The organism is Frankia sp. BMG5.60, assembly GCF_059428125.1.
Map to the genome: position 1 here is coordinate 3,190,574 of NZ_CM182091.1, position 25,146 is coordinate 3,215,719.

Annotated in this window: 18 protein-coding genes; 10 read left to right on the top strand and 8 right to left on the bottom strand. The window is 74.8% G+C overall.

Features of this window, described 5'->3' with window-relative positions; all coding sequences use genetic code 11:
• Positions 1-217: 217 nt before the first annotated feature.
• Both AC5R91_RS12730 and AC5R91_RS12735 read right to left on the bottom strand, forming a co-directional pair.
• Positions 218-1,402, bottom strand: a complete 1,185-nt coding sequence (locus AC5R91_RS12730; RefSeq protein WP_495397361.1) for an acyl-CoA dehydrogenase family protein — start codon at positions 1,400-1,402, stop codon at positions 218-220.
• A gap of 164 nt (positions 1,403-1,566) precedes the next feature.
• A complete protein-coding gene (locus AC5R91_RS12735) occupies positions 1,567-2,745 on the bottom strand; it encodes an acyl-CoA dehydrogenase family protein (RefSeq protein ID WP_495397362.1) in 1,179 nt (392 codons plus the stop codon).
• A 306-nt stretch (positions 2,746-3,051) separates the two neighbouring features.
• Here AC5R91_RS12735 and AC5R91_RS12740 point away from each other — a divergent pair, with 306 nt between their 5' ends.
• Positions 3,052-4,830, top strand: a complete 1,779-nt coding sequence (locus AC5R91_RS12740) for a glycerol-3-phosphate dehydrogenase/oxidase (protein WP_495397363.1) — start codon at positions 3,052-3,054, stop codon at positions 4,828-4,830.
• A gap of 38 nt (positions 4,831-4,868) precedes the next feature.
• Positions 4,869-5,012: a GPGG-motif small membrane protein gene (locus tag AC5R91_RS12745; protein WP_495397364.1), complete on the top strand. Its 144-nt coding sequence runs from the start codon at positions 4,869-4,871 to the stop codon at positions 5,010-5,012.
• 51 nt (positions 5,013-5,063) lie between these two features.
• On the opposite strand, the gene AC5R91_RS12750 is transcribed toward AC5R91_RS12745, so the two are convergent.
• Positions 5,064-6,629: a dihydrolipoyl dehydrogenase family protein gene (locus tag AC5R91_RS12750; protein ID WP_495397365.1), complete on the bottom strand. Its 1,566-nt coding sequence runs from the start codon at positions 6,627-6,629 to the stop codon at positions 5,064-5,066.
• Positions 6,630-6,940: 311 nt separating this feature from the next.
• Between AC5R91_RS12750 and gnd the strand changes: the two genes are divergently transcribed.
• Positions 6,941-7,966: a phosphogluconate dehydrogenase (NAD(+)-dependent, decarboxylating) gene (gene gnd, locus AC5R91_RS12755; protein ID WP_495397366.1), complete on the top strand. Its 1,026-nt coding sequence runs from the start codon at positions 6,941-6,943 to the stop codon at positions 7,964-7,966.
• 20 nt (positions 7,967-7,986) lie between these two features.
• On the opposite strand, the gene AC5R91_RS12760 is transcribed toward gnd, so the two are convergent.
• Complete coding sequence (locus AC5R91_RS12760; protein ID WP_495397367.1) at positions 7,987-8,763, bottom strand: hypothetical protein; 777 nt, start codon at positions 8,761-8,763, stop codon at positions 7,987-7,989.
• A 772-nt stretch (positions 8,764-9,535) separates the two neighbouring features.
• Here AC5R91_RS12760 and AC5R91_RS12765 point away from each other — a divergent pair.
• The 7 genes from AC5R91_RS12765 to AC5R91_RS12795 all read left to right on the top strand — a co-directional run bounded on the left by AC5R91_RS12765 (position 9,536) and on the right by AC5R91_RS12795 (position 20,624).
• Positions 9,536-12,817: a helicase HerA domain-containing protein gene (locus tag AC5R91_RS12765; RefSeq protein ID WP_495397368.1), complete on the top strand. Its 3,282-nt coding sequence runs from the start codon at positions 9,536-9,538 to the stop codon at positions 12,815-12,817.
• Positions 12,818-13,167: 350 nt separating this feature from the next.
• Positions 13,168-15,543: a hypothetical protein gene (locus AC5R91_RS12770; RefSeq protein ID WP_495397369.1), complete on the top strand. Its 2,376-nt coding sequence runs from the start codon at positions 13,168-13,170 to the stop codon at positions 15,541-15,543.
• 169 nt (positions 15,544-15,712) lie between these two features.
• Positions 15,713-16,642: a type IV toxin-antitoxin system AbiEi family antitoxin domain-containing protein gene (locus AC5R91_RS12775; RefSeq protein WP_495397370.1), complete on the top strand. Its 930-nt coding sequence runs from the start codon at positions 15,713-15,715 to the stop codon at positions 16,640-16,642.
• Between the two features lie 586 nt (positions 16,643-17,228).
• Positions 17,229-18,053: an ABC transporter ATP-binding protein gene (locus AC5R91_RS12780; RefSeq protein ID WP_495397371.1), complete on the top strand. Its 825-nt coding sequence runs from the start codon at positions 17,229-17,231 to the stop codon at positions 18,051-18,053.
• The gene (locus AC5R91_RS12785; RefSeq protein ID WP_495397372.1) at positions 18,050-18,823 is read left to right on the top strand and encodes an ABC transporter permease; all 774 of its coding nucleotides are present in this window, start codon (positions 18,050-18,052) and stop codon (positions 18,821-18,823) included. The genes AC5R91_RS12780 and AC5R91_RS12785 overlap by 4 nt, the downstream gene beginning before the upstream one ends.
• Positions 18,820-19,836: an ABC transporter substrate-binding protein gene (locus AC5R91_RS12790; protein ID WP_495397373.1), complete on the top strand. Its 1,017-nt coding sequence runs from the start codon at positions 18,820-18,822 to the stop codon at positions 19,834-19,836. The genes AC5R91_RS12785 and AC5R91_RS12790 overlap by 4 nt, the downstream gene beginning before the upstream one ends.
• A complete protein-coding gene (locus tag AC5R91_RS12795) occupies positions 19,833-20,624 on the top strand; it encodes a TenA family protein (RefSeq protein ID WP_495397374.1) in 792 nt (263 codons plus the stop codon). Before AC5R91_RS12790 ends, AC5R91_RS12795 begins: the two co-directional genes overlap by 4 nt.
• A 43-nt stretch (positions 20,625-20,667) precedes the next feature.
• On the opposite strand, the gene AC5R91_RS12800 is transcribed toward AC5R91_RS12795, so the two are convergent.
• The 4 genes from AC5R91_RS12800 to AC5R91_RS12815 form a co-directional block, all read right to left on the bottom strand.
• On the bottom strand, positions 20,668-22,530 hold the full coding sequence (locus tag AC5R91_RS12800; protein WP_495397375.1) for a class I SAM-dependent methyltransferase: 1,863 nt from the start codon (positions 22,528-22,530) through the stop codon (positions 20,668-20,670).
• Between the two features lie 52 nt (positions 22,531-22,582).
• Entirely contained in the window at positions 22,583-23,773 is a 1,191-nt protein-coding gene (locus AC5R91_RS12805; RefSeq protein WP_495397376.1) for a glycosyltransferase, read from the bottom strand.
• Positions 23,774-23,783: 10 nt separating this feature from the next.
• Entirely contained in the window at positions 23,784-24,686 is a 903-nt protein-coding gene (locus AC5R91_RS12810) for an alpha/beta fold hydrolase (RefSeq protein WP_495397377.1), read from the bottom strand.
• A 112-nt stretch (positions 24,687-24,798) separates the two neighbouring features.
• Positions 24,799-25,143, bottom strand: a complete 345-nt coding sequence (locus AC5R91_RS12815) for a phosphopantetheine-binding protein (RefSeq protein ID WP_495397378.1) — start codon at positions 25,141-25,143, stop codon at positions 24,799-24,801.
• Positions 25,144-25,146 lie beyond the last annotated feature (3 nt).

Consider the following 25,146-nt stretch of genomic DNA (forward strand, 5'->3'; position numbering starts at 1 on the left):
CAAGGCCGTCGCCCCCCGCCCAAGGGGCAGGTATCCCGCACGTGGTATCAGGGATCGGGGGCCGGCCCACAATCGGAATTCCACAATTCCCGGCGTCCGCCGCTCTGGCGTCCGCCGCCCTGGCTTTCGCCGCCCTGGCTTTCGCGGCCCCGGTTCTCGCGGTTCCGGTTTTCGCGGATACCGGCCTTCGCGGAACGCTCGATGCGGGAAGCACCGCTCAACCCACGGTGTCGACGGTGAGCCGGGCGAGGTGTTCCAGGTGCTGGCGGCTGTCACCGAAGGCGGCGACGAGGCGTTTCGCGCGCTTGTAGAAGAAATGGGTGTCGTGCTCCCAGGTGTAGCCGATCCCGCCGTGGTACTGGACCATCGCGGCGGTGGCGTCACCGGCAGCCTGGTTCGCCTTGCTCTTCGCGACGGCGACGGCGAGGTCGGCGTCCGGCCGACCCTCGTCGAGGGCGTGCGCCGCGTACAGCACGGCATGCTCGGCCATGGTCACGGCGACGTGCAGGTCGGCGAGATGGTGGGCCAGCGCCTGGAATGACCCGACCGGCCGGCCGAACTGGACCCGCTCGGTGTCGTAGGCGACGGTGCGGGTCAACGCCGCCCGGGCGACGCCGGCGAGGTCCGCGGCGGCCAGCACCGCGCCGCGGCACAGCAGGTCCGCCAGCGCCGCGGCGTCCGAGCCCGGCAGGCGGGCGGCCGGCGCCCCGGTCAACGTCAACGCGGCGAGCCGGGTGGTGCCGTCGATGCTCGCCTGCCGTTCGATCCGCACGCCGGCGCCCCTGCGTTCCAGCAGGTACAGACCCACGCCGCCGTCGCCACGGCCGGCACCGGCCCCGGTCGGCACCGCGTCCGGCTCGGTGGCCGCGTCCGGCTCGATGAGCACGTCCGGTTCGATGGCCGCGACCACGATGACGTCGGCCACGTGGGCGTACTCGACGCCGGAGGCGGCGCCGTCGAGCCGGCCCGCGGCGTCGGCGCGCACGGCGATCCCGCCGCGGCCGAGGCGCCCACCCGGGCCGCGCAACGCCACGGTGGCGACGAGTTCGCCCGCGCCGAGCGGCCCGAGCACGGCCGCGGCCTGCTCGGGTGAGCCGTCCCGCCGGACGGCCGCCCCGGCGAGCACGGTCGCCGCCCACGGTCCGGGGACCACCCCGGCGCCGAACTCCCGCGCGATCACCTGGGCGTCGAGGAGGCCGAGGCCGAGGCCGCCGTGCTCCGGCGGCACGCACACCGACAGCCAGCCCTGCTCCCCGATCGCACGCCACAGGTCGGCGGGATGGCCGTCGCCCCGCTCGTCGTCGACGACCGCCCGCACCGCCCCGAGGTCGAAGCGGTCAGCCAGGAAGGCGCGGACGGTCTCGGCGAGGGCACGCTGCTCGTCGGTGAGGGCGAAGTACACGGGCGCGGTTCTCCTGAGGGCCGGGCGGCGAGGGCCGGGCGGGGCGGGCGAGGGCCGGGCGGGGCGGGCGAGGGCCGGGCGGGGCGGGCAGCGATGCGGGACCGGACGGGGCCCGGCGAGGCACGGCGAGGCGGAATCGGTCGGGGAACGCCCGGGGCGGCAGCCTACGACCCGCGGGGCAGGCCCAGCACGCGTTCCGCGACGATCGTGCGCTGCACCTGCGACGATCCTCCCCAGATCGTGACCGAGCGGGTCCAGAAGCTCTCCTGGCGCAGCGCGGTCAGGTCAAGGTCCGCGGTGGGCCGCAGCAGGGCGACGTCGGCGCCGAGCAGCTCGTCGAACGTCTCGAACAGGCCCTGGTAGGCCTGCGACCACTGCAGCTTCGTCACCGACGACGACGCTCCCAGGTCGCGGCCCTGCTCGACCTCGGTGAGCACGTGCATCGCCTGGTAGCGCAGGCACTCCAGCTCGACCCGGCGCCGGGCGAGCTCCTGACGCAGCACCGGGTCGCCGGCCCGGCCCAGCGCCCGCGCCACCCGCACGATCTCGTCGTAGGCCTGCCGGTAGGCGGTGTACTGGCTGAACCCGGCCGCGCCGCGCTCGAACGACAGCAGCAGCATCGCGGTCGCCCAGCCGTTGCCGATCCCGCCCAGGCACTGCGACGCCGGCACCCGCACGTCGGTGAGAAAGACCTCGCCGAACTCGCTGACCCCGCTCATCTGACGGATCGGACGCACCTCGACCCCTGGGGAGTGCATGTCGATGAGCAGCAGCGACAGGCCGCGGTGCCGGCTGCTGCCGGGCTCCGTGCGGACCATCGTGAAGATCCGGTCGCCGCGGCCGGCGAACGTCGTCCACACCTTCTGGCCGTTGACGACGAACTCGTCACCGTCGAGCTCCCCGTGGGTGCGCAGGGCGGCGAGGTCGGACCCCGCGCCCGGCTCCGAGAAGCCCTGGCACCAGATGACCTCGTTGCGCAGCATCGGCCCGATGATCTCGGCCTTCTGCTCCGCGGTGCCCACAGCCATGACGGTCGGGGCGAGGAAGACCAGGCCGAGGCTGTTCACCGAGCGGGGGGCGCGGGCGCGCACCAGCTCGGAGTCGTGGATCGCCCGCATCGCGGGGGTGCCGCCGCGCCCGCCGTACTCGACCGGCCAGTCGATCCCGGCGAACCCGGCCAGCGCCTTGCGCCGTTCCCAGTCCCGGCGCAGGTCGAACGCCTCGTCCTCACCGACGGTGGCCCAGAAGCCGGGTTCGGTCCAGGCGGCGGGGATGTTCGCGGTCAGCCAGGCGCGCAGCTCGACGCGGAACTCCTCCGCCTCCGGGGGATAGCTCAGATCCACGTGGTCTAACCCATCTGGTCGACGTGTGCCCGCCACGGGAGCCGGGCTCAGTCCAGACCGTAGTACTCGATAACCGCGTGGTGTGCCGGTCGCCGATCCCGCCGGCCCCGGCGACGCCTCGGCGCCCCCCGCCGGACGCCCGCCGTTCACTCGCGCACAGGCGCCGGTCACCGCCAGCCGGCACGATGGGGATGCGGTCGCCGCGGCACCGCCCGGACCCGCCCACCTGGACCCGGACCCGCTCGTCTGGACCCGGACCCGCTCGTCTGAACCGGGACCCGCCCGTCTGAAGGAGGACAGCCGCCCATGACGCCGACCAGGCCCGCAGCGCCGACCGCGGGCCTCGATCCTGCCCGCCGCGCCGAGGCGCTGCGCAGGATGCGCACCGAGATGATGGACGTCGCCGTGATCGGCGGTGGGGTGACCGGCGCGGGAGTCGCGCTGGACGCCGCCACCCGCGGACTGTCGGTGGCCCTCGTCGAGGCCCGCGACCTCGCCGCCGGCACCTCCAGCCGCTCCAGCAAGCTCATCCACGGGGGGCTTCGCTACCTCGAACAGCTCAACGCCCCGCTGGTCCGCGAGGCCCTGCGGGAACGATCCCTCATGCTGGACACCCTCGCCCCGCACCTCGTCCACAGCGTCCCGTTCCTGCTACCGCTGACCCACCACGGCTGGGAACGCGCCTACATCGGCAGCGGCGTGCTGCTGTACGACACTCTCGGCCAGGGCCTGGCCCGCATCGCGCCGGGCGGCGACGGGACCATGCCCCACCACCGGCACCTGAGCCGTAAGGCGGCGCTGCGGGTCTTCCCGTCCCTGCGCTCCGACGCCCTCGTCGGCGCCATCCAGTACTGGGACGGCCAGGTCGACGACGCCCGGCACACCCTGTTCGTGGCGCGGACCGCGGTGCGCTACGGCGCGATCCTCGCGACCAGCGCACGGGTCACCGGACTGCTCCGGGAGGGCGACCGGGTCGCCGGCGTCACGGTGCTCGACCTGGAGTCCGGCGGCGAGATCGCGCTGCGTGCCCGGCAGACCATCAACGCCGCCGGGGTGTGGACCGACGAGATCCAGTCGATGGTGGGCGGGCGGGGGCGGCTGTCGGTCCGGGCCTCGAAGGGGGTGCACATCGTCGTGCCCCGCGACCGCATCCACGGCGAGACGGGGCTGATCCTGCGCACCGAGAAGAGCGTGCTGTTCGTCATCCCCTGGGGCAGCCACTGGATCATCGGCACCACCGACACCGACTGGAACCTCGACCTCGCCCACCCGGCGGCGAGCAGCGCCGACATCGACTACCTGCTCACCACCGTCAACCGGGTGCTGCGCACCCCGCTGACCGCGGACGACATCACCGGCGTGTACGCGGGCCTGCGGCCGCTGCTGGCCGGCGAGTCCGAGGACACCTCGCAGCTCTCCCGCGAGCACGCCGTCGTCACCCCCGTGCCGGGCCTGACGATGGTCGCCGGCGGCAAGTACACGACCTACCGGGTAATGGCCGCCGACGCCGTCGACGCGGCGGTGGGCGGGCTGAACCGGGCGGTGCCGGCGTCGTGCACCGAGAAGATCCCGCTGCTCGGGGCCGACGGCTTCCCCGCCCTGTGGAACGCCCGGGAGAGTCTCGCCCGGCGCGCCGGGCTACACGTCGGGTGGATCGAACACCTGCTGCACCGCTACGGCACCCTCGCGGAGGAGGTCCTGGAGCTCGCCGGGTCCCGCGCGGAGCTCGCCCGGCCGCTGCCCGGGGCGTCGACCTACCTGGCCGCCGAGGCGGTGTACGCGGTCACCCATGAGGGGGCGCTGCACCTGGAGGACGTGCTGACCCGGCGGACCCGCATCTCGATCGAGACCCCCGACCGCGGGGTGGAGGCGGCCCGCCACGTCGCCGAGCTCATCGCCCCCGCGCTCGGCTGGGACGCCGCCGCCCGCGACCGCGAGGTCGAGCACTACCTGGCCCGGGTGCAGGCCGAACGGGCCTCGCAGCGGCAGGCCGACGACGCCACCGCGGACGCGGCCCGGCTCGGCGCGCCCGACGTGCGCCTGGGCCGGGCCGAACGCCGCGCCCCCGCACCGGCCGCCGGCTGAACGGGTTTTACTGGGTCGGCGCGAGGAACGACGCCTATATGGACACCATTCTCTGGATCATCGCGGCGATCTTCGTCATCGCGGGGGTCGTCACGATCGTCCGCGGGGCTCTCCTCTACGGCATCGTGCTCATCGTCGTCGGCCTGCTCATCGGCCCGGGCGGTGTTTCGGTGTTCAGTTGACACCCGTAGTTCAGCATTTCTCGGGGGATTCCGGACGGCCGAAAGGCGGGATTAGAGGCCGTATTCCTCCAGCAGGCGGAGCCACACCTCGCTCACCGTCGGAAACGAGGGCACCGCGTGCCACAGCCGCTCCACCGGCACCGCGCCGACGATCGCGATCGTCGCCGCGTGGACCATCTCCTGGGTGTCCGGGCCGGTGAACGTCGCGCCCACCAGGACCCGTCGGGTCTCGTCGACGACGATCTTCGAGGTGCCGGTGATCCCCTCGCCGCGGACCGACGCACCGGCCACCCCACCGGTCGCGACGCTGACCGTCCGGACCGTCAGGCCCGCCTGCCGCGCAGCCCGCTCGGTCAGCCCGACCGCGCTGACCTGGGGATCGGTGAAGGTCACGCGCGGGATGGCGAGGCTGTCCGCCACGTCGCGGGCGGGCTCGCCCGCGGCGTCCCGGCGGCCGGTGATGACGTCGGCGACGATCCGCGCCTGGTACTTGCCCATGTGGGTGAGCAGGGCACGGCCGCAGACGTCGCCAACCGCGTACAGCCAGGCGCCCTCCACCCCGACCGCCAGGAGACGGTCGTCGACCTCGATGAACTTCCCGGGCGGCAGCCCGACGGTGGTCAGGCCCAGGTCCCCGGTCGCCGGGGTGCGCCCGACCGCCACCAGGATCTCGTCCGCCACGACGGTGTCGCCCCCGGAGCCCGGCCCCGCCGCGTCGGCTCGGGTGTCCGCCGCGTCGGCTCGGGTGTCCGCCGCGTCGGCTCGGGTGTCCGCCGCGTGGGCGAGTGTGACGGTCACGGGGCCGCGCGGCGTGGCGGACTCGGTGCGGCTGCGACGTACCTCGACGGCCCGGGTGTCGAGGCGCACCGTGATGCCGTCCGCCTCGAACGCCGCGCGTACCTGCTCCCCGGCGAACTCCTCCTCCCGGGCGAGCAGCCGCGGCGAGCCCTCGACGAGCGTGACCTCCGCGCTGCCGAGCCGCCGGAACGCCTGGGCGAGCTCCGCGCCGACGGCGCCGCCGCCGAGCACCACGAGGCGGCGCGGCACCGAGCGGGCCGCGGTCGCGGAACGGTTGTCCCAGGGTTCGGCCTCGGCGAGACCCGGGATCGGCGGGACCGTCGCCCGGCTGCCGGTGGCCACGACCACCGCCCGCGACGCGGTCAGCACCCGGCGGTCGCCGTCGGCTGCGGTGACCTCGACCTGGCGCGGCCGGCCGGTCAGCCGGCCGGTTCCGCGAACGAGCGTCACGCCCTTGTCGGTCAGCCACGGCACCTGGGAGTCGTCCGAGAAGCCGCCGACCAGCCGGTCGCGGCGCGCGAACACCGCCGCGGGGTCCAGCGCGCCGGTGACCGCCGCCGCGGCGCCGGGCACCCGCCGGGCCGCGGCCAGCACCTCCCCCGGCCGGATGAGGGTCTTGCTCGGAATGCAGCCCCAGTAGCTGCACTCGCCGCCGACGAGCTCCCGTTCGACGATCGTCACGGCGAGCCCCGCGTCGGCGCACCGGCCGGCGACGTTCTCCCCGGCGGGACCGGCGCCGACCACGATCACATCCACCTGCGTGTCCTGTGCCCGTGCGTCCTGCGCCTGTGTGTCCGGGTCCTGTGTGTCCGGGTCCATGCCCGCGCCTCCCCACCGTCGTCGCCAGGGTCACCGCCGCCGGGGGGCTGGCCGGGCGGTGGTAAGGGGCCCGCTATCCCCTCGACCCCGAACCGTCATCTGCCGCCGGCAGCATGGCGGGGGACGGCCCGGTCGTACCGTACGCGCGGGAACGGTGACGAGAAGCACCCGGCCCGAACGGACGGCGCGCCGCCCGTGACCGGGAGGCGCGGGGTGTCAAGGGAACAATGGCGTCGTAGCGCGAAGCAGGGCCCGGTGCGCGCGTAGCCGCCCGCACCGGGCCGCCGTGACGAAACGAGCGGGGAGACAAGATGCAGCTCGGGATGGTCGGCCTCGGCCGGATGGGCGCCAACCTGGTTCGCCGGCTGATCCGCGACGGCCACGAGTGCGTGGTCTACGACGTGAACGCCGAGGCCATCAAGGCCCTGGAGGCCGAGGGTGCCACGGGGGCAGGGACGCTCGCCGAGTTCGCCGCGGCGCTGCGTCCCCCGCGCACCGCCTGGATCATGGTGCCGGCCGGGCTGACCGGGCAGACCGTGGACGCGGTCGCCGAGCACTTCGCGCCGGACGACGTCATCATCGACGGCGGCAACTCGTACTACCGCGACGACATCCACAAGGCCAAGGAACTCGCCACCAAGGGCATCCACTACGTCGACGTCGGCACCTCCGGCGGCGTGTTCGGCCTGGAGCGCGGCTACTGCCTGATGATCGGCGGCGAGCCGGAGGTCGTGGCCCGGCTGGAGCCGCTGTTCGAGACGATCGCCCCCGGGGTCGGCGCCATCCCCCGCACCCCCGGCCGCGACGGCGAGCCGGTGCAGGCCGAGAAGGGTTACCTGTACTGCGGGCCGAACGGCGCCGGGCACTTCGTCAAGATGGTCCACAACGGCATCGAGTACGGCATGATGGCCGCGTTCGCCGAGGGGCTCGCCATCCTCGACAAGGCGAACATCGGCCGGGAGGCCCTGGAGCACAACGCCGAGACGGCCCCGCTCGGCGACCCGCAGTTCTACCAGTACGACTTCGACACCGCCGCGATCGCGGAGGTCTGGCGCCGCGGCAGCGTCGTCAGCTCCTGGCTGCTCGACCTCACCGCCGCCGCCCTGCAGGAGGATCCCGAACTCGCCGAGTTCAGCGGCCGGGTCTCCGACTCGGGGGAGGGCCGCTGGACGGTGCTCGCCGCGGTGGAGGAGGGCGTGCCCGCGCACGTGCTGACCGCCTCCCTGTACGAGCGGTTCAGCTCCCGCGGCGAGAGCCTGTTCGCGGACAAGCTGCTCTCCGCGATGCGCAAGCAGTTCGGCGGCCACGCGGAGCAGCACGCCCCGAAGGCCGGCTGAGCCCGGCGGCCTGAGCCGGGTCAGGTGTCGGCGGTGAGATCGCCCACGTCACCCATGACGATCATGGGATGGGCGGTGGGCTTCAGCCAGCGCAGGATGGACGTCAGCGCGTCCTGCTCGATGGCGACGCAGCCCCGGGTCGGCGACTTGTGGTCGACGTGCAGCCAGATGTCGCCGCCGACCTGGTCGCCCAGCGGCCGGGCCGGGTCCGACGGGGGACGCCCGGGCAACCGGTTGTAGTCGATGGCGACGACGTAGTTGAACGCGTCGGCCATCGGCTGCCCCTGCGGCGCCGCCGTCCGGTAGAACGCCGGCCGGTACTCGTAGGGCATGCCGGTGCCCGGATCGGGCAACCGGCCGCCAGCCGCCGTCAGGCTGAAGACCCCGATGGGGCTGCGCAGGTCGCCCTCGTGGTGGGTGAAGGTCCACCCGTTGGCGCCGTTGCGCCCGGTGAGCGGGGCACCGAACGGCTCCCAGGGGGCGTCCGGGTCGGCGCGCTGCCACAGCGTCACGTTGTTGGTGTTCGCATCCCGGTCGGCGCCGCTCGCGACGATCACCTGGAGAGCGTCCCGGGGGATCTTCGCCGACATCACCGCCCCGATGCCGGGAACGGCGCCCGAAGCCCCGGTCGCGCCGTCCGAGCCCTCGACCCGGTTCGGCCGCACCGGCTCCGCGCCCGCCGCCGATGGGGCCGACCCGGCCTTGCCGACGGCGACCGACGCCGACGGCCTCGGGTCCCGCTCCGAGCCGGGGCCGCTGAAGTGGACGGCGCCCGCGGCGCCCACGACCAGAGTCACGCCGGCAGCCGCGACGCCGACGGCGACCGACCGGCCCCGCGCGGAGCCCGCGCGGAAAGGTCTGCTGCGGTGATCGGCCATGTCTGCGGCCTCCGGAACGACGCCGCGGGCGGGGCGGCGTCGCGCTGTCGAAGGCCGACGCTGCCGGCGGCGACCGCGCCCGCGCCACCGGGGTGCGAACACGGCGCACCGGTCACGACGATACGGATCGCCTCCTACGCTTCGCTGGGGTACCCCAGTGCGATGCCCGCGCCACCCGGCCACAACACCCGAACGCTGGGTGACATCGGCGAATGTCTCCCCGGACGGATCATCATCGTCCGGGACACACGTCTCGTCACCGCCCCCACAGGGCGGTCCCGAACCTGCCCGGAACGCCCGCAGAGCACCAGCAAGACACGCCGAGCAACACGATCCGGATTTGTCTCTGTGCGGAGGGCAATCGATTGCCGCCGCAGATCGGTTGCCCGGCGGCCCGTCGGCGGCACGGAATCAGGAGAGCTCCGGCGAGGATGCACGCACGGTCGGCTGCCGATTCCGGCCCATCCAGCGCCCCGGCGACCCCGACGAGGGTGGGATCACGCCCGACCGGGTTACGCCTGTCGCCGGCACGCGCGGCGCGAGATGCGCGGAGTCGATTGCGGTACGTTCTGGTCAATCTGCGGCGACAAAGCGTGCACACCGCACCGCAGTGCGCTCACCGCACCGCAGTCGGCCGCCACCGACCCGGCCCGCCACCGCTCGGGCCCCCACCGAATCAGGCCCGACGACCGTGCTCGACGGCTTCCAGTTCCACCGCATCCTGGCCACCCCGCGGCGCCCGGAGGGGACCGACCGTCCCGACCCCGTCCCGCCCGCGCTGTTCGCCGCGCTCGTGGGTGCGCACGCCGAGCTGACCTCGCTCGACGCCGGCCCGGTCGCGCCGGGCGTCGCCGTCGCCTGGCTGCGCGGGCCGGGCGAGTCCCACATCCGCTTCCTCGCCGGCGGCCGGCCCCACTTCCCCCCGGGCACCGTCCCTGCGACCGAGGCCGCGGCCGCCCCGCCACCCCCGACCATCCCACCGGGCGGCGGGTGGCCGGATTCCGCGGGCGGGGGGCTGCCGGCGCTCCCGCCGTTTCCCGGGCCGCCCCGACCCGGCCACGCCCGGCCCGCGCCGGCGCCGCGGGCGACCGGACCGGCCCCGCTGCTCTACCCACCCGGGTCGACAGCCATCGCGCTGGCACCCGGCACCGTCCTCGACGACCTCGCCCGTTTCCCGTACTGGCTGCGCTGCGGCGGCGCCCCGGACGCACTGTGGGCGCCCGGACCGGGCGGGGATGGCGGCAACCAGCCCCCGCCCGCCGCGCGGCGCGGCTCGTTCGACGACTACGCCGCCCACCTCGTCGGCCCGTTCGCCTGGCTGGTGCTGGCCTGGCCGGTTGCGCCGCGCCGCCTCACCGAGGAACGCGACGCCCTCGCCCGCGGCATCCCCGCGCTGCGCCTGCGCGAGCACGACCAGGACGCCCGGCTCGACCTGGAACGGGCCGAGCGCCGTCACCGGGAGCTCGGCCGCGCCGCGGCCAGCGGGATGTGGGACGTCGAGATCCTCGTCGGCGGGGCCAGCAGGGCCGGCGCGTTCTCCCTGGCGGCGCTGCTGTGCAGCTCCAGCGATCTCGACGAGCTGCCCTACACGCTGCGCCCGTTGGGCCCCGCGACGTCGTTCGCCGGCGCCCGGGCGCCGCGGCCGGCGGATCCCGCGGACGGGGCGGAGCGCAGCCCGTTCCGGGCCGGCGCCGAGCTGCTCGCGGCGCTGGCCCGACCGCCCGGCCGGGAACTTCCGGGCATCACGCTCATCACCCCGCACACGTTCGACGTGACGCCGGAGGGCCCGGACGGCAGCGGGCCCGCGGACCCCCGCGGCGCCCCCGGGGCGGTGCGGCTCGGCGACGTCCTCGACGCCGGCTGGTCGCCGGCCGGCACGCTCGCCGTCCCCCGGTCCACGCTCAACCGGCATGCGTTCGTCTGCGGCGCCACCGGCTCCGGGAAGTCGCAGACCGTGCGGTCGCTGCTGGAGTCGCTGGCGCGCGCCCCGGCGCCGGTGCCGTGGCTGGTGCTGGAGCCGGCGAAGGCGGAGTACGCGCGGATGGCGGGCCGGCTGGCCGACCTCGCCGGACCGTTCGCCGGGCCACCGGAGGGCGGGGGCGCGGGAGCCGACGGCGCGGGGGGGCTCGGCGCGGAGGGGCTCGGGGATGCCGTACGGCCGGGTGAGGTGCTCGTCATCCGGCCGGGCCGGCTCGACGCGGCGCCGGCGTCGCTGAACCCGTTGGAACCGGAGGCCGGCTTCCCGTTGCAGAGCCACCTGGACCTGGTCCGCGCGCTGTTCCTCGCCGCGTTCGAGGCGCACGAGCCGTTCCCCCAGGTCCTGGCCCGAGCGCTCACCGTCTGCTACCGGGACCTGGGCTGGAACCTGGTGCTCGACCGGCCCGAGCCGCCGCACCGGCCGCGGTTCCGCGTCCGCGGGCCGGACGCGGACGCACCGGTCGAGGCGCGGCGGCGCTACCCCACCCTCGGTGACCTGCAGCGAACCGCCGCCAGGGTGGTGGAGAACATCGGCTACGGGGCGGAGGTCACCGCCGACGTCCGCGGGTTCGTCGACGTGCGCATCGGCAGCCTGCGGGAGGGCAGCCCGGGGCGGTTCTTCGAGGGTGGCCATCCCATCGACATCGGTGCCCTGCTGACCCGCAACGTCGTCATCGAGCTCGAGGACATCACCAGCGACCAGGACAAGGCGTTCCTGCTCGGGGCGGTCCTCATCCGCATCGTCGAGCACCTGCGGGTTCGGTTCGGGGCCGCCGGCGCCGGCGGGCTTCGGCACGTCCTCGTCGTCGAGGAGGCGCACCGGCTGCTCAAGAACGTCACCGACGGGCCGGCCGCGGCCGCGGTGGAGCTGTTCGCCTCCCTGCTCGCCGAGATCCGCGCCTACGGCGAGGGCCTCGTCGTCGTGGAGCAGATCCCAGCGAAGATCCTGCCCGACGTCATCAAGAACACCGCGCTGAAGGTGATGCACCGTCTGCCGGCCGCCGACGACCGGGAAGCCGTCGGCGCCACGATGAACCTGCGCCCGGAGCAGTCCGAGGCCGTCGTGGCGCTGCCGGCCGGGGTCGCCGCCGTCAGCGTGGACGGCATGGACCGTCCGGTGCTGGCCCGGATGGTCGCCGGTGACGCACGGGAGTCCCCGCACCTCGCCCGCTACGACCGGGTCCCGCTGGCCGGCCGGCGCAGCCTGCACTGCGGCGCGGCGTGCGCCGTCGGGCGGGCCTGCACCCTGGAGGAGACCGAGACGGCGGCGCTGGCCGCCCACGACGCCCGGCTGGTGCTCTGGGTCGAGGCGGTCGCGGCCCACCAGGTGATGGGCTTCGCCCACGTGCTGGGCCTCGCGCCGTTCGCCCCCTCGCCGGCGCTGCGCGCGATGCTGGCCACGCAGCCACCGCGGCGGCTCGACTGCCTGCTCGCACACGCCACCGACCGGGCCACCGACGCCCGCGCCCGGCTGCTGCGCCCGTCCGTCGATCCGGACGACTTCGCCGCCGCGCTGCGCGGCGCGCTGCGCCGGCTGCTGGTCGGGCCACCCGCCGACGCGCGGGTGGACTCCCGGCGGTTCACCGCGGGCGTCTACCGCTGGCAGGACGTTCGGCTGGCGCTCGGCGAGGCCGTGCGCCGGCAGGGTCCCGGCGCGGGCCCCCACCCGCTCACCTCGTCCTGGCACGACCGCGGCCTGGCCGTCGCCGGCGCCACGATCGGCGAGCAGCTCGCCTGGCTGCGCGCGAGCCCGGTCTACGCGGCCGGCGAGGACCAGGTCAGCGTCGGCGACGTGACGGCGAGCGGGCTGGTCGACGCGGTGCGGGAGCTCGCCGGCGGGACGGATCCCGGGGCCGTCGCGATCGCGCTGGAGCATGCCTGCGCCGGGCCCGGCCTGGCGGACCTGGTCGACCAGATCGCGAACCTCGTCGAGACGGGCACGGGCGGGCCGCTCGCCGCCCCCGAGGCGCCGGAGTCGCCCGCGGCCGGCCGGTGAGGCCGCTGCCGGCCGGGGAGGCCGCTGCCGGCCGGGGAGGCCGCTGCCGGCCGGGGAGGCCGCTGCCGGCCGGGGAGGCCGCTGCCGGCCGGGGAGGAGCCGGGGAAGTTCGCCGTCGGGAGCGCCGCGCTGGTGGCGTAGCCCCCCGGCCACGTCGAACAGGGTGACGGAACGGCGGCCGCGGTCGCAGGCGCCAGAACGCGACAGAGCGGACACTCGACGCCATACTGGAGACGGAGGGATTTGGTCTCGCCACGGGGCGTGCTCGCCAGCAACGGCGGCGCGGGAGCCGAGCGGTGTGCGGGCTGGCGGGCCGGGTCCGGCGGTGACGCGACTGGCGGGGGGTCACCATGGGGGGCGCAGCCCTGACTGCGGCGGAGGCCCAGCTCATCCAGGGACTGTTCGTCCCACGGGAACGCTGGGGGTGGGAGTTCGTCGACGGCGGCCCGCCGACGCCGAGCCCGCTCGCCGACGATCGCCCCGTCTGGACGGAACCGGCGCTACCCGACCTGACCGACCTGGCCGCCCGGCGGGACCGGTCGCTCCGCTCGCTGTGGAAGCGGCTGCCGGTGCCCGCGGCCTTCGTCGTCTTCGGGGTGCTGCTGGCGTCCGAGGGCGGGCTGTTCTTCGTGCCGGCCGGGTTGGCCCTCGCGCTGCTCGCCGGCCTGCCCCCGCTGGTGCGCCACCGGCGGCTGGTGCGCGCCCGGCGCCGGACGGCGACGGCGACGGCGACCGCCCGCGCCGCCCACGAGCAGGCGGTGGCCTCCTGGCGGGCCGAGATCGACGAGCACATCCGGGCCGACGAGCGGCGCCGGGAGGCCGCCAGCGCCTTCTTCCCCATCGTGACGCCGGCCGCGACCCCGCGCGTCGACGTCTTCGGCGGCGACGGCAACGGCTGGGCCAGCTTGTTGGCCACCGCCGGCTGCTCGGTGCTCACCGGCGGCAGCGGCATCCTGCTGGTGGACCTGAGCGAGCGGACGGTCGGCGGCGGGTTGGCGCGGCTGGCCGGGCAGGCCCGCTGGCCCGTCGAGTCCTGGGACCTGCCCCGCCAGCTCGACGAGGTCGCGCTGCTCGACGGGCTCGGCCCGCGGGAGACCGGCGAGCTCGTGGCGGACGCCTTCGGCCCGACCCGCGAGGGTGATCAGGACCCGCACCGCCGGGCACTGCACGCCGACCTGGTGAGCACGGTCGGTCAGATCCTCGCGGAGCGGTTGACCTTCCGCCGGCTCGCCGAGGGCCTGCGCGTGTTGGAGGGTCTCGACGACGGCACGGCGGCCGCGACGTTGTCGACGGCCGAGGCCGGTGCGCTCGTCGGCCGGATGAACGCCTTCGGCCGCGGCGAGCGGATCCCCGACGAGCTGCGTTACCTGCGTTCCTCGTTGGAGGCCCTCTGTCCGCCGGACGCCTCGACCGCGGCCGCAGAACGGGCGGCGATCGCCGACGGGCCCGGCGTCGGCGGCCTGCGGCGGCTGGCGACATGGTGGCCCGTCCAGGGGCTGCGGGTGATGGCGACCTCCAGCCGCACGTCGTCGACGCATCACAAGGAGCTCGCCGACCGGCTTGTCATCCAGGCGGTCCTCCACCAGCTCCGCCGCCGCGAGCTCGCCCCCGCCGCCGGGCGGGACATGCTGGTCGTCGCCGGGGCGGACCATCTCGGCCGACCGGTGCTGGGCGGCCTCGCCCGGCACGCCGAGATCGCCGGGGTGCGCCTCGTGCTGCTCTTCGAGCGGCTCGCCGACGACGCCGAGCGGGTCCTGGGCAGCCAGGGCGGGTCGACGATCATCATGCGGCTCGGCAACGGCAAGGACGCGGCGACCGCGGCGGAGTTCATCGGCCGCGGTCACAGGTTCGTCATGTCCCAGGTGACCACGCAGGTCGGGCGGAGCTTCACGACGGGCGACAGCGACAGCGTCGGCTACTCCGACGGCACCTCGGACACCACCGGCACCAGCGGCGGGTCGAGCCGGACCTACGACCGCACGCGCCTGCTGCCCTGGCTGCAGAACACCTCGACGAACACCGGCTGGCAGGAATCCGTGACGACGTCACGCTCGGAGACCTGGCAGCGCACGACGAACACCTCGATCAGCGACTCGACGAACGACGGCAGCACCACCCAGCGGGTGTATGAGTTCCTCATCGAGCCCACCACCGTGCAGACCCTGCCGACCACCGCCTTCCTGCTGGTCAGCCCGGTCGACGGGCCGGGTCGGGTGACCCCGGGCGACTGCAACCCCGGCACCGTGCTGCTGCCCCGGGTCTCGCCGGTGGACCGCTGGTCGGCGGCCCGGGGCGCTGCCGGGGCCGCGGGGGCGGAGGTGGCCGTCCGGGCGCCGGGTGCCGTCCCCCTCGCCGTGCCCCCCGCACCGTCGGCGCAGCTCCCGATCGGGGGCTCGGCTGGCCGGCGGGACGGGGCCCGGCCGCGTCCGATCGACACCGCGCCGCCCGGCACCTACCCGAGCCTCGCCGCGGCCGCGGAGGAGCTGGCCTACCGGCTGGCCCCACCGCCGTCACGGCCCGGTCGCCCTGCCGGCCCCGTCGCCGGCAGGGTGACCGGCGGCTGGGTGCCGACCGGAGAGCAGCCGGCGCCGGGCCCGTACCCGCAGGCCGGGGGCTTCGGGCGACCTGCGGAGGACCCCCCGGCCGACGAGCGGCCGCGCGAGGAGGGGAGGCCGCCGCGCAGGGGTCGGCGGCGCCTCGGCGGGCAGCCGCCGAACCCGGCGTGACCGGCGCACCACGCCCGACCGGCGAACACTGTATGGACGGCGAACACTGCGTGGCCAGCAAACACTGCGTGGCCGGCAAACACTGCGTGACCGGCGAGGACTGCACGTAGTTATCCACAATCAGAAAAAGATGCTGGCCCAATGGAAGAACAACCGTCATCGTCTTCTCATGGCCCATAACCCTGGCCGACTCTCCTGGCAGGAGATCGCCACCCCCCAGGCCGGCGTGATCACGATCCGCGACGCGGTCGCCGCCGGCATCACCCGTACCGAGATCCGCCGGCGCCTCGACGACGGCCGCTGGCGGCAGCCCTTCCGCGGCGTCCTGATCACCGACGTCAACCCCGCCACCGGCCCGCAGCACCTGTGGGCCGCGGTGCAGGCCATCGGGCCGGATGCGGTACTCGCGGGCGGATGCGCGGCGGCGCTCGCCGGGCTGGTCGGCCACGACCCCCAGCCGGTGACCGTGCTCATCCCGGCCGACCGCCGCGTCAGTGCTCCGCCGGGGGTGCGGCTGCGGCACAGCGCGCGCCTGAAAGCCAGCGAGATCGACCCGATCCGGCTGCCCCGGCGGACCACACCGGCCCGATCCCTGATCGACATGGCGGAGTGGGCGGCGTCCCGGACCCTGGCGCAGGAGGTCCTCGCCGACGCGGTGCGCCAACAGATCGTCACCGTCCGCGGCCTCCGAGAGGCGTTGTCCCGCCGCGGGCCGATCAGCCGACGCACGCTGATCGCCGAGACGCTGGATCGGCTCGGCGCGGACGCGCCGCACCTCACCGAGATCATGTTCCGCCGGATCGAGCGGCGGCGCGAGCTGCCCCCCGCGGGCTACCGGGTCGAGGGTCCGGCGGACGAGCCGACCTCGCGGCTGACCGTGCGCTACGAGCCGTGGCGGGTGCGGGTCGAGGTCGCGGTCGATCCGACCGCGCACGAGGCGGTCACCCAGGGTGGTCCCAGTCAGGACATCCTGGTCCGGTTGCCGGCGCACCTGCTGCGGACCGCGCCGGACGACGCCGCCGACGTCGTGGCCGGGGCCCTGCGCGAACGGGGCTGGGTGCAGTCGACGGATCGCCCCCAGCGGGCGCTGGCCTCCTGACGAGCAGGCCACTGCCCGCAGCCGGAGGGGTTGGCGGCGGCCTGATCTTGCCGTAACTTTGAGCAAACGTTGCGGGAGCTTCCACCCGAGGAGGCTGAGAGGGCGGCTGGGCAGAAGCCCGGTGCCGCCGACCGCCTGAACCTGTCCGGGTAATTCCGGCGTAGGGAGTGATGGCCGTGGTGCGTCCGGCTCTGATCGTCTCCATCTGCCGCCCGCGGGCGCTGCTGTGCCCGCCGGCGCCGGGCCGTCCGGCGGCACCGCCACCAAGCGCGACGAGCCCGGGCGGCGGGACGGCGCGCTAGCGTCCCGCGCCGCCGGCTGCCGCGGTCCCGCGACGCGGCCGGCCGGCCAGTCCTGCCCGGCCGGGCGAGCACCCGGCCGGACCTCATGCGGCCGCTCACCGCCGGACCGTGCGCCACCCGACGGGACCTCACCCGGCGCTCATCCCCCGCCGGTGATCCCCCGCCGGTCACCCCCCGACTTCGGCCATGCCGGCCGGTCACGCTCCACCGCGCGTCCGTCGTACACATGCTCGTAGCCGCCGTAGGCCAGCAGCAGCGCAGAAAGCAGGAGGGAGGCGAAGTCCGTGTTCGCACGCCGATCGAGCCTGCCGCCGGCCCTGTCGCCGGCCGATCCCCGCCGGTCGGCCGAGACGGGCGTGGAGCTCCGTGGGGTCACCAAGCGGTTCGGCGACATCACCGCGGTGGCCGGCGCGGACCTGTCCGTCCCCCCGAACGGCCGCCTGGGCGTCGTCGGCCCGAGCGGGTGCGGCAAGTCGACCCTGCTGTCGATGATCTGCGGGCTGACCGACCCGGACGCCGGCACCATCGACGTCCTCGGCGCCGCGGACGCGCCGGGGCGGCTGGCCCGCTGCGCCTGGATGCCCCAGCGCGACCTGTTGCTGCCCTGGCGCGGGGTACTCGCCAACGCCCGCCTCCCGCTGGAGAACCAGGGCCTGAGCCGCAGGGAGGCGTCGCAGCGCGTCCGGCCACTGCTCGACCGGTTCGGCCTCGCCGAGTTCGCCGACCACCGGCCGGCGCAGCTCTCCGGCGGGATGCGCCAGCGGGTCTCGTTCCTGCGCACGGTGGCCGCGGACAAGCCGGTGCTGCTGCTCGACGAGCCGTTCGGCGCCCTCGACTCGATCACTCGGGCAGACCTGCAGGACTGGCTGCGCGCCATGCTCGCCGACGAGCCCCGCACCGTCGTGCTCGTCACCCATGACGTCGAGGAGGCGCTGCTGCTGTGCGACCGGGTGGTGGTGATGTCGGCCCGCCCCGGCCGGATCGTCGCGTCCGTCGACGTGCCGCCCTACGCCGGCACCGGCGCCGCAGCACGGCGGACCCGGCTCGCCGACCCCGACTTCGTCGCGCTGCGCGACACCGTTCTCGCCCACCTGGAAAGCGCCCGTTGACCGCGACGCGGTTGTGGCCGAGCGTCCTCGTCGGCATCGTGCTGCTCGGCGCCTGGGAGTTCGTCACCCGGGTGCTGCGCGTCGAGGAGTACATCCTGCCGGCACCGGACCAGGTGGCGACGACGCTGGTCGACCGGTGGGACAGCACCCTGCGCAGCGCCACCTGGGTCACCGGCACGGAGATCGTCCTCGGCTTCGCCATCTCGGTCGCCGTCGGGCTCGCGCTCGGCTGCGCGCTGCACTTCTCCGCCGCGGCCCGCCGAGCGCTGTACCCGCTGCTCATCGGCTCCCAGACGGTCCCGGTCGTCGTCCTCGCCCCGATCCTGGCGATCATCTTCGGCTACAGCATCACCCCGAAGCTCATCCTGGTGGCGCTCATCTGCTTCTTCCCGGTCGTGGTCGGCACCCTCGACGGCCTCGCCTCGGTCGATCCGGAGCTCGTCCGGATGATGCGGACGCTGCACGGCCGACGGGTCGCCATCTTCACCCGGGTGGAGTTCCCGGCGGCGCTGCCCTCGGTGTTCACCGGCCTGCGGCTGGCCGCCGCCTACGCGGCGACCGGCGCGGTGTTCGGCGAGTACTCGGGCGCCTCCGACGGGCTGGGCCACGTGATGCGCCAGGGCGTCCCCCAGCTCCAGTCCGCGCTGGTGTTCGCCGCGATCGTGCTGCTCACCGCGATGTCCGTGGTCCTGTTCGTACTCGTGAGCCGCACCGAACGGCTGCTCATCCCCTGGCACCGCAATCCCACCCGAGAAGGGAACCACCGATGATCTCGCCGCGCTCCCGCCGGCTGACCATCACGGCAGCCGTACTCGCCGCCGTCACGCTCGCGGCCGTCACGGCCTGCGGCTCCGGCGGCTCGTCCGGCGCCGAGCGCCGGGCCACCACGGTGCTGCTCGACTGGGAGCCCAACCCGGACCATCTCGCGCTGTACTCGGCGCAGGACGGCGGCGACTACGCCGCCGCGGGACTGAACGTCACCCTGCGTTCGCCGTCGGACCCGTCCGACCCGCTCAAGCTCGTCAGCACCGGCACCGTCGACCTGGGCATCTCCTACGAACCCGAGGTGGTCATCGCCGGGGTCGAGAAGCTCGACGTCGTCGCCGTCGGCGCCCTCATCCCCACCGCCCTGAACTCGATCATGGCTGTGGGCTCCGCCGGCATCACGAAGCCCGCCGACCTCGCCGGGGCCACGGTCGGCACCTCGGGACTGCGCACCGACGAGGCCTTCCTCGACGCGATCGCGAAGGCCAACCACTTCGACCCCAGTTCGATCCACCGCGTCGACGTCGGCGCCGACCTGCTGCCCGCCATGATCTCCAAGAAGGTGAAGGCCACCCTCGGCGCCTACCGCAACGTCGAGGGCATCACCCTCGCCGACCGCGGCCTGGCCCCGAAGATCATCCCGGTGACCGAGGCCGGGGTGCCGGAGTACGACGAGCTGGTCATCGTCGCCCGGCGCAGCCGGCTCGCCAGCGACCCGGCGTACGCGACCCTCGTCCGCGACTTCCTGCGCGCGACCGCGGCGGGCAACGCGCGAGCCCTCGACGACCCGGCGAAGGCGGAGAAGACGTTGTCGGGCGTCGCCGACGGGTACGACCCCAAGCTGCTGCCGAAGATGGTCCAGGCGACGGCCCCGCTGCTGCGCAACCCGGCCGGCTTCGGCCGGATGGACATGGGCGCCTGGACGTCGTTCATCCGCTGGATGCACACCGAGGGACTGATCAAGGCCACGGTCCCGACGGCGGACGTCGTCACCAACGACTACCTGCCCAAGCCGTGACCGCGGCGCAGGGCACGCCCTCGCCGCTGTTCAGCGCGCGACTGTGGGCGTCCACCGAGCACGTCTACGAGGCGATCCTGCGCCATCCGTTCCTCACCGGCCTCACGGACGGCACCCTGCCGCGGGCCGCGTTCGCGCACTTCGTCATCCAGGACGCGCACTACCTGCGGGACTACGCCCGGGCCCTGGCCGTCTGCGCGGCCAAGGCGCCCACCGAGGACGACGTGCGGGCACTCGCGAACGACGCCGCCGAGGCGGTCGCCGCCGAGCAGGCCATGCACGCCGACCTCCTCGACGCACTCGGCGGCCCCCCGCCCGGTGACCCCGAACCTGGCGGCACTGCGCCAAGCGGCACGACGGACGGCAGCGGCACGGCGGACGGGGGTGGCGTGGCGAAGGGCGGCAGCGCGGCGGACGGCGGGGGTGACGTGGCGACGGTGGCGCCGACGACCCGCGCGTACACCAGCTACCTGCTCGCGACCGTCTACGGCGGCTCGTTCCTGGAGGGGCTCGCCGCAGTGCTGCCGTGTTACTGGATCTACGCCCGGGTCGGCGCGCGGCTGCTCGCCGACTCCTCCCCCGACCCGGTGTACGCGCGGTGGATCGCCGCCTACGGTGATCCGGCGTTCCAGGCGGTGGCGGACCGGGTCGTCGCCCTCACCGACCGGGTCGGCGCGGACGCGTCGGCTCCGGAACTGACCCGCGCCGCGGAACACTTCGCGGTGACAGCGCGATACGAGTGGATGTTCTGGGACGCCGCCTGGCGCCGCGAGACCTGGCCGATCTGAGTAACCGGCCGTCCGCACGGTGGGAGTTCGGCCAGATCAGTCCTCAGACCTCCTTGCGGGCGATCACCAGGTAGGTGCCCGCGAAGCCGGCGCCGTGGACGTAACGGCGGGCGAGCCGGTCGAGGAGCCGGGCGGTGATCAGCAGGGGGCTGACCACGGCCATCATGGCGCCCCAGGCCACCAGGTGGGCGGGGCCGGCGGCCTGGCGCAGCCAGGGCATGGGGCGCGGCGCGATGGCGGTGACGACGAGCAGCAGGGCGGCGGTGAGGTCGCCGAGGCCGCGGCTGGCGGCGAACCGCACCAGGACGGGCCGCAGCCCCCGGTCCTCCAGCGCCGCGAGCAGGTTGTCGACGGGGATGAGATGCGCCCGCTCCGGCACCGCCCAGCCGGACCAGAACCGGCCGAGCCAGCGCGCCTGGTGACACTCGGCGTTCGCCAGCTCGCACAGCATGTGGCCGCCGGGCGGTAACGCCTTGGCGACGGCGTCGAGCTCCGCGGACGGGTCGTCGGCGCGTTCCAGGTAGCCGAACATGCTGATGACGTCGTAGCGACCGGCGACCGCCTCGACCACGTCGGGCAGCCGGCCGTGGTGGGCATGGTCGAGCCAGCCGCGCCGCAGGCCCTCGTCCAACCCGGCGAACGTGTCGACCCCGTCGAACACCGTCGCCGGCCACACCTCGCGGGCCGCGTTCGGGAAGTGGCCGTAGCGGGAGCCGACGTCCAGCCACGCGCGCGGGACCGTGAACGGGCGCACGGCGGCGGCCTGCCCACGGCGGTCGCGGGCGATCACCGCCAGGGCCTGCTCGGCGATCCCGGTGCGCAGGCCGTCGTAACGGTCCCGGTCGTAGAACTCGCGGCCGGCGGGGCTCAGCGCCGGGTTGAGGAACACGTGCCCGCAGCGCCGGCAGCCGTCGAGGCGGAACCGGCCAGGTTTACGCAGGAACATGTCGGGCGAGTCGAGCCGGGTGGCCAGCTCCGCCGAGCCGCACCACGGACAGTCCGCGCGGGCGCGGCGCAGGAACCGGGCCAGGCCGGCGCGGACGTCGCGGCCGTAGGAGGCCCGGCTGGCCGCCGTCCGCTGCTTCTTCGCGTGCTTGACCGGGTCGGCCGGCAGCCCGGCGGCCTTGGCCTCGGCGGCCCGCGCGGCCTGCGCGCGACCGGCGCGCACCGAGTCGATGACGAACAGCAGCCCGCTGAGGATGCGCACGATCGGGGAGCGGATCAGGTCGCGGGGGGACAGCGGCACCCGGCCGGCGCAGACGAAGAACGGCTGGAACCAGAACAGCGCCGTGGCCGCGAGTCCCCACGGCCGGTTGACGTGCACGCCGATGGCGGTGGCGAGCTGGGGTACGAACGGGAAAAGCTGGTTGCGCCGGGTGAACCGGTACGCCCGCTGCTGGACCCGCACGCGCATCGCCGCGTCCTCCCTGGCGGCGCGCAGCCCCGGCAGCACGGCGAGGTCGGTCGACCCGGAGGCGAAGGTCTTCAGCCGCTCGGTGAGGTCGACGAGCTCCACCTGGTCGAAACCCTCGCGGCGGGTGATGCCCGCCCGGTCGAGGATCTCCGAGCGGACCAGCAGCGCCTGGAAGGCGCCGCGGCCGGGCACGCACCGGTCGGTGCGGTAGGTGCGGGTGTCGACCATGCGGGCGAGGTCGAGGGCGCGTTCGACGGTGAGGTCCGCGGGGACGAGGTCGAGGACGTCGAGCTTGTCCCGACTGGCGTGGTAGCTTGCCGCGCGCCGCCCGCTGTCGGTCAGCCGCACCCCGTCGGCGACGAGGAACTCGTGCGACGGATCCACCGGCCGGCCGGAGGCGGGCAGGGTCTCCAGGCGGCGCAGCCGGCCACGCAGCCGCACCCCGTTGATGAGCAGGCCGACGCAGACCAGGACCGGCAGCCAGTCGAGCACGCCGGTCAGCCCCGCACCGGCCCGACTTCGGCGCGACCGCGCCGGCGAAACATCATGCGACGAGTTTCTCAAGCCGGTCGGCAGCGGCCGCAACCCCTCCCGCCGCGGCGAAGGCGTCGCGCAGCCGCCCGGCGGCCTGGCGGTGGCCGGGCTCGTCGAGCAGGGACGTCACCGCGGCGCGCACGGCCGCCGGTCCGGCCCGGCCGAACTTGATCCGTAAGCCCGCGCCGCTGCGCACGACCTGCTCGCCGATGATCGGTTGATCGTCGCGGACCGGGGCGACGACCAGCGGAACACCGCGGGACAGCGCCTCGCAGACCGTGTTGTTGCCGGCGTGGCAGACCACCGCGGACAGCTTCGGCATCAGCTCGACCTGCGGCACGAACGGGGCGACGAGCAGGTCGTCGGGGGCGGCCGCGGCCAGGTCGTCGACGAGGCCGGGCGGGGCCACGACGACGGCCTGCGCCCGTCCCGCCAGGCCCAGCAGGCCCTCCGCGGCGGCCCGCAGGAACCGCCCGCCGGCCTCCCGGGTCACCGTGCCGAGGGAGACGAGCACCGCCTCGCGGTCCGGGTCGAGCCACTCCCAGGGGAAGGCGGCGGTCTGCGCCCGCCGGCCGACCGCGCTGCCGACGAAGGCGACGTGGCGGGGCACCTCGGGGTTGCGCAGCAGCTCCCGCACGGACGCGACGAGCGTGAGCTCGTCGGAGAACCGCAGGTCGGTGGCGGCCGCCTCGCCGGGGGGCACGCCGTGGGCGAGCTGGAAGTCCCGCAGCAGGTCGGCGACCCACTGACCGAGCCCGGCCAGCACCCCGTACGGGTCGTCGAACTCGGCCGACGTCGTGGCGAGGGTGGCCCAGTGCAGCCGCCGGCGGCGGGCGACCAGGGCCGCGCCGACCGCCTGCTGGTCGATGACCAGCACATCCGGGCGGAACTCGTCGATGGCCGCGTCCACCGCCGGCTCCATCGCCGCGGCCAGCGGCAGCAGGAAGTCCTCCCACAGGAACTTCAGCGACGCCGGGCCGCGCAGCGCCCGGGAGCGGGCGACGATGTCGGCGCGATCGGCCGCGCTGAGGGTCTCCGGCAGTGCCAGCAGCGGCAGCCCCGGCGGGACGAGCCCGCCGATCACCCCCGCGTGGCCGGCGACGGCGACGTCGTGACCGCGAGCGGCGAGCTCCCCGGCGATCCCCACGGCCGGGTTCACGTGCCCGGTCAGCGGCGGCACGACGAACAGGACGCGGCTCACCGCCGGCTCCTCAGCCCACCGCCGGGCGGCGCCCGGCGTTCAGGTCGGGCGGCGGCACCATCTGTGTCACCCACTCGGGGGTGGCGAAGCGCCGTTCGGTGTCACGGATGTACGGCGGCGGGGGCGTGCGCCGGTCGAACAGCCACCAGCGCAGCAGATCGCGCAGGTAGCCGGTGGCCTCGCGCAGCACCATGTGGGTGTGGTGCTCCAGCACGATCAGGGTGCACTCGGGGACGAGGGCGGCGAGCCCGGCGGCCTGCCCGATGATGTCGGAGTTCTCGCCGTAGACGGCGAGCACCGGAATCGGCAGCCTGGCGAGCGCCTCGGCGGAGAACGCCGGCGTCGCCAGCATGTCGGTGGCGATCGTCGTGTCGGACAGCAGTCGCTGGGCGGCCCGGGTGGCCTTGGTGATCGCCCGGCCGGCGCCGTTGTCCAGCCACTCCTCGACCTCGTCGTCGGTCATCGCGACGAGGATCTGGCTCAGCGAGCGGGCCATCTCCTCGCCCAGGCCCTCGATGAGGAACGGCGGCTCGATGAGCGTCAGGCTCGCGACCCGGGCGGTGAACTCCAACCCGAACGCCAGGGCCAGCGTCGCACCGTAGCTGTTGCCGACGACGTGCACCGGGCGGTCCGCCCCGAGGGTGTCGAGCAGCCCGGCGAGGTCGGCCATCGAGTCGGCGAGGCGGTAGCCGCCGGGGGTGCGCTCGCTGCGGCCGTGGCCGCGCAGGTCGTAGCAGATGACGTCGCAGCCGGCGTCGGCCAGGCAGGTGCCCAGCGAGAAGTAGAAGCTGGAGATGTTGTCCATCACCATGCCGTGCACCATGACGACGATCGGCGAGTCCGCGGACGCCCCCCCGCGGGGTTCGAGCCGCTGCACGTGCAGGCGGACGCCGTTCGCGATGACCTCTGCCACGGGCCTTGCCTCCTTGTCGATGTGGATGCCGGTCGGATGCGGATCGCGGGTCGGGACCGGTTCGCCGGTCGGGACCGGATCGCCGAGCGGGACAGGTTGCGCCGAACGGCCGTCAGGCCGACCCGGCGGTCGCGGGCGCCGGCAGGCTGTCGACGATGAACCGGACGACCTCACCGACCCGCATGTTGATCACTTGGTCGACGTCCATCTTGGCGAGGAAGCCGACGAAGTCGACGGCCTCGCCGTAGCGCTCGCGCAGCCGGTCGGCAAGCGCCACGAACTCGATGCTCTCCAGCTCCAGGTCCTGGCTGAACGTGGTCTCCATGGTGATGTCCATGTCGATCACGTACTCCTCGCCGATGACCTCGCGCAGGTCCTCCGTGACCTCGCCGAGCACCCGCGTCTCGGTCTCCGCCCGGCCCGCGCCGCCCGGTCCCGCCGTCTCCTGAACAGACATGAT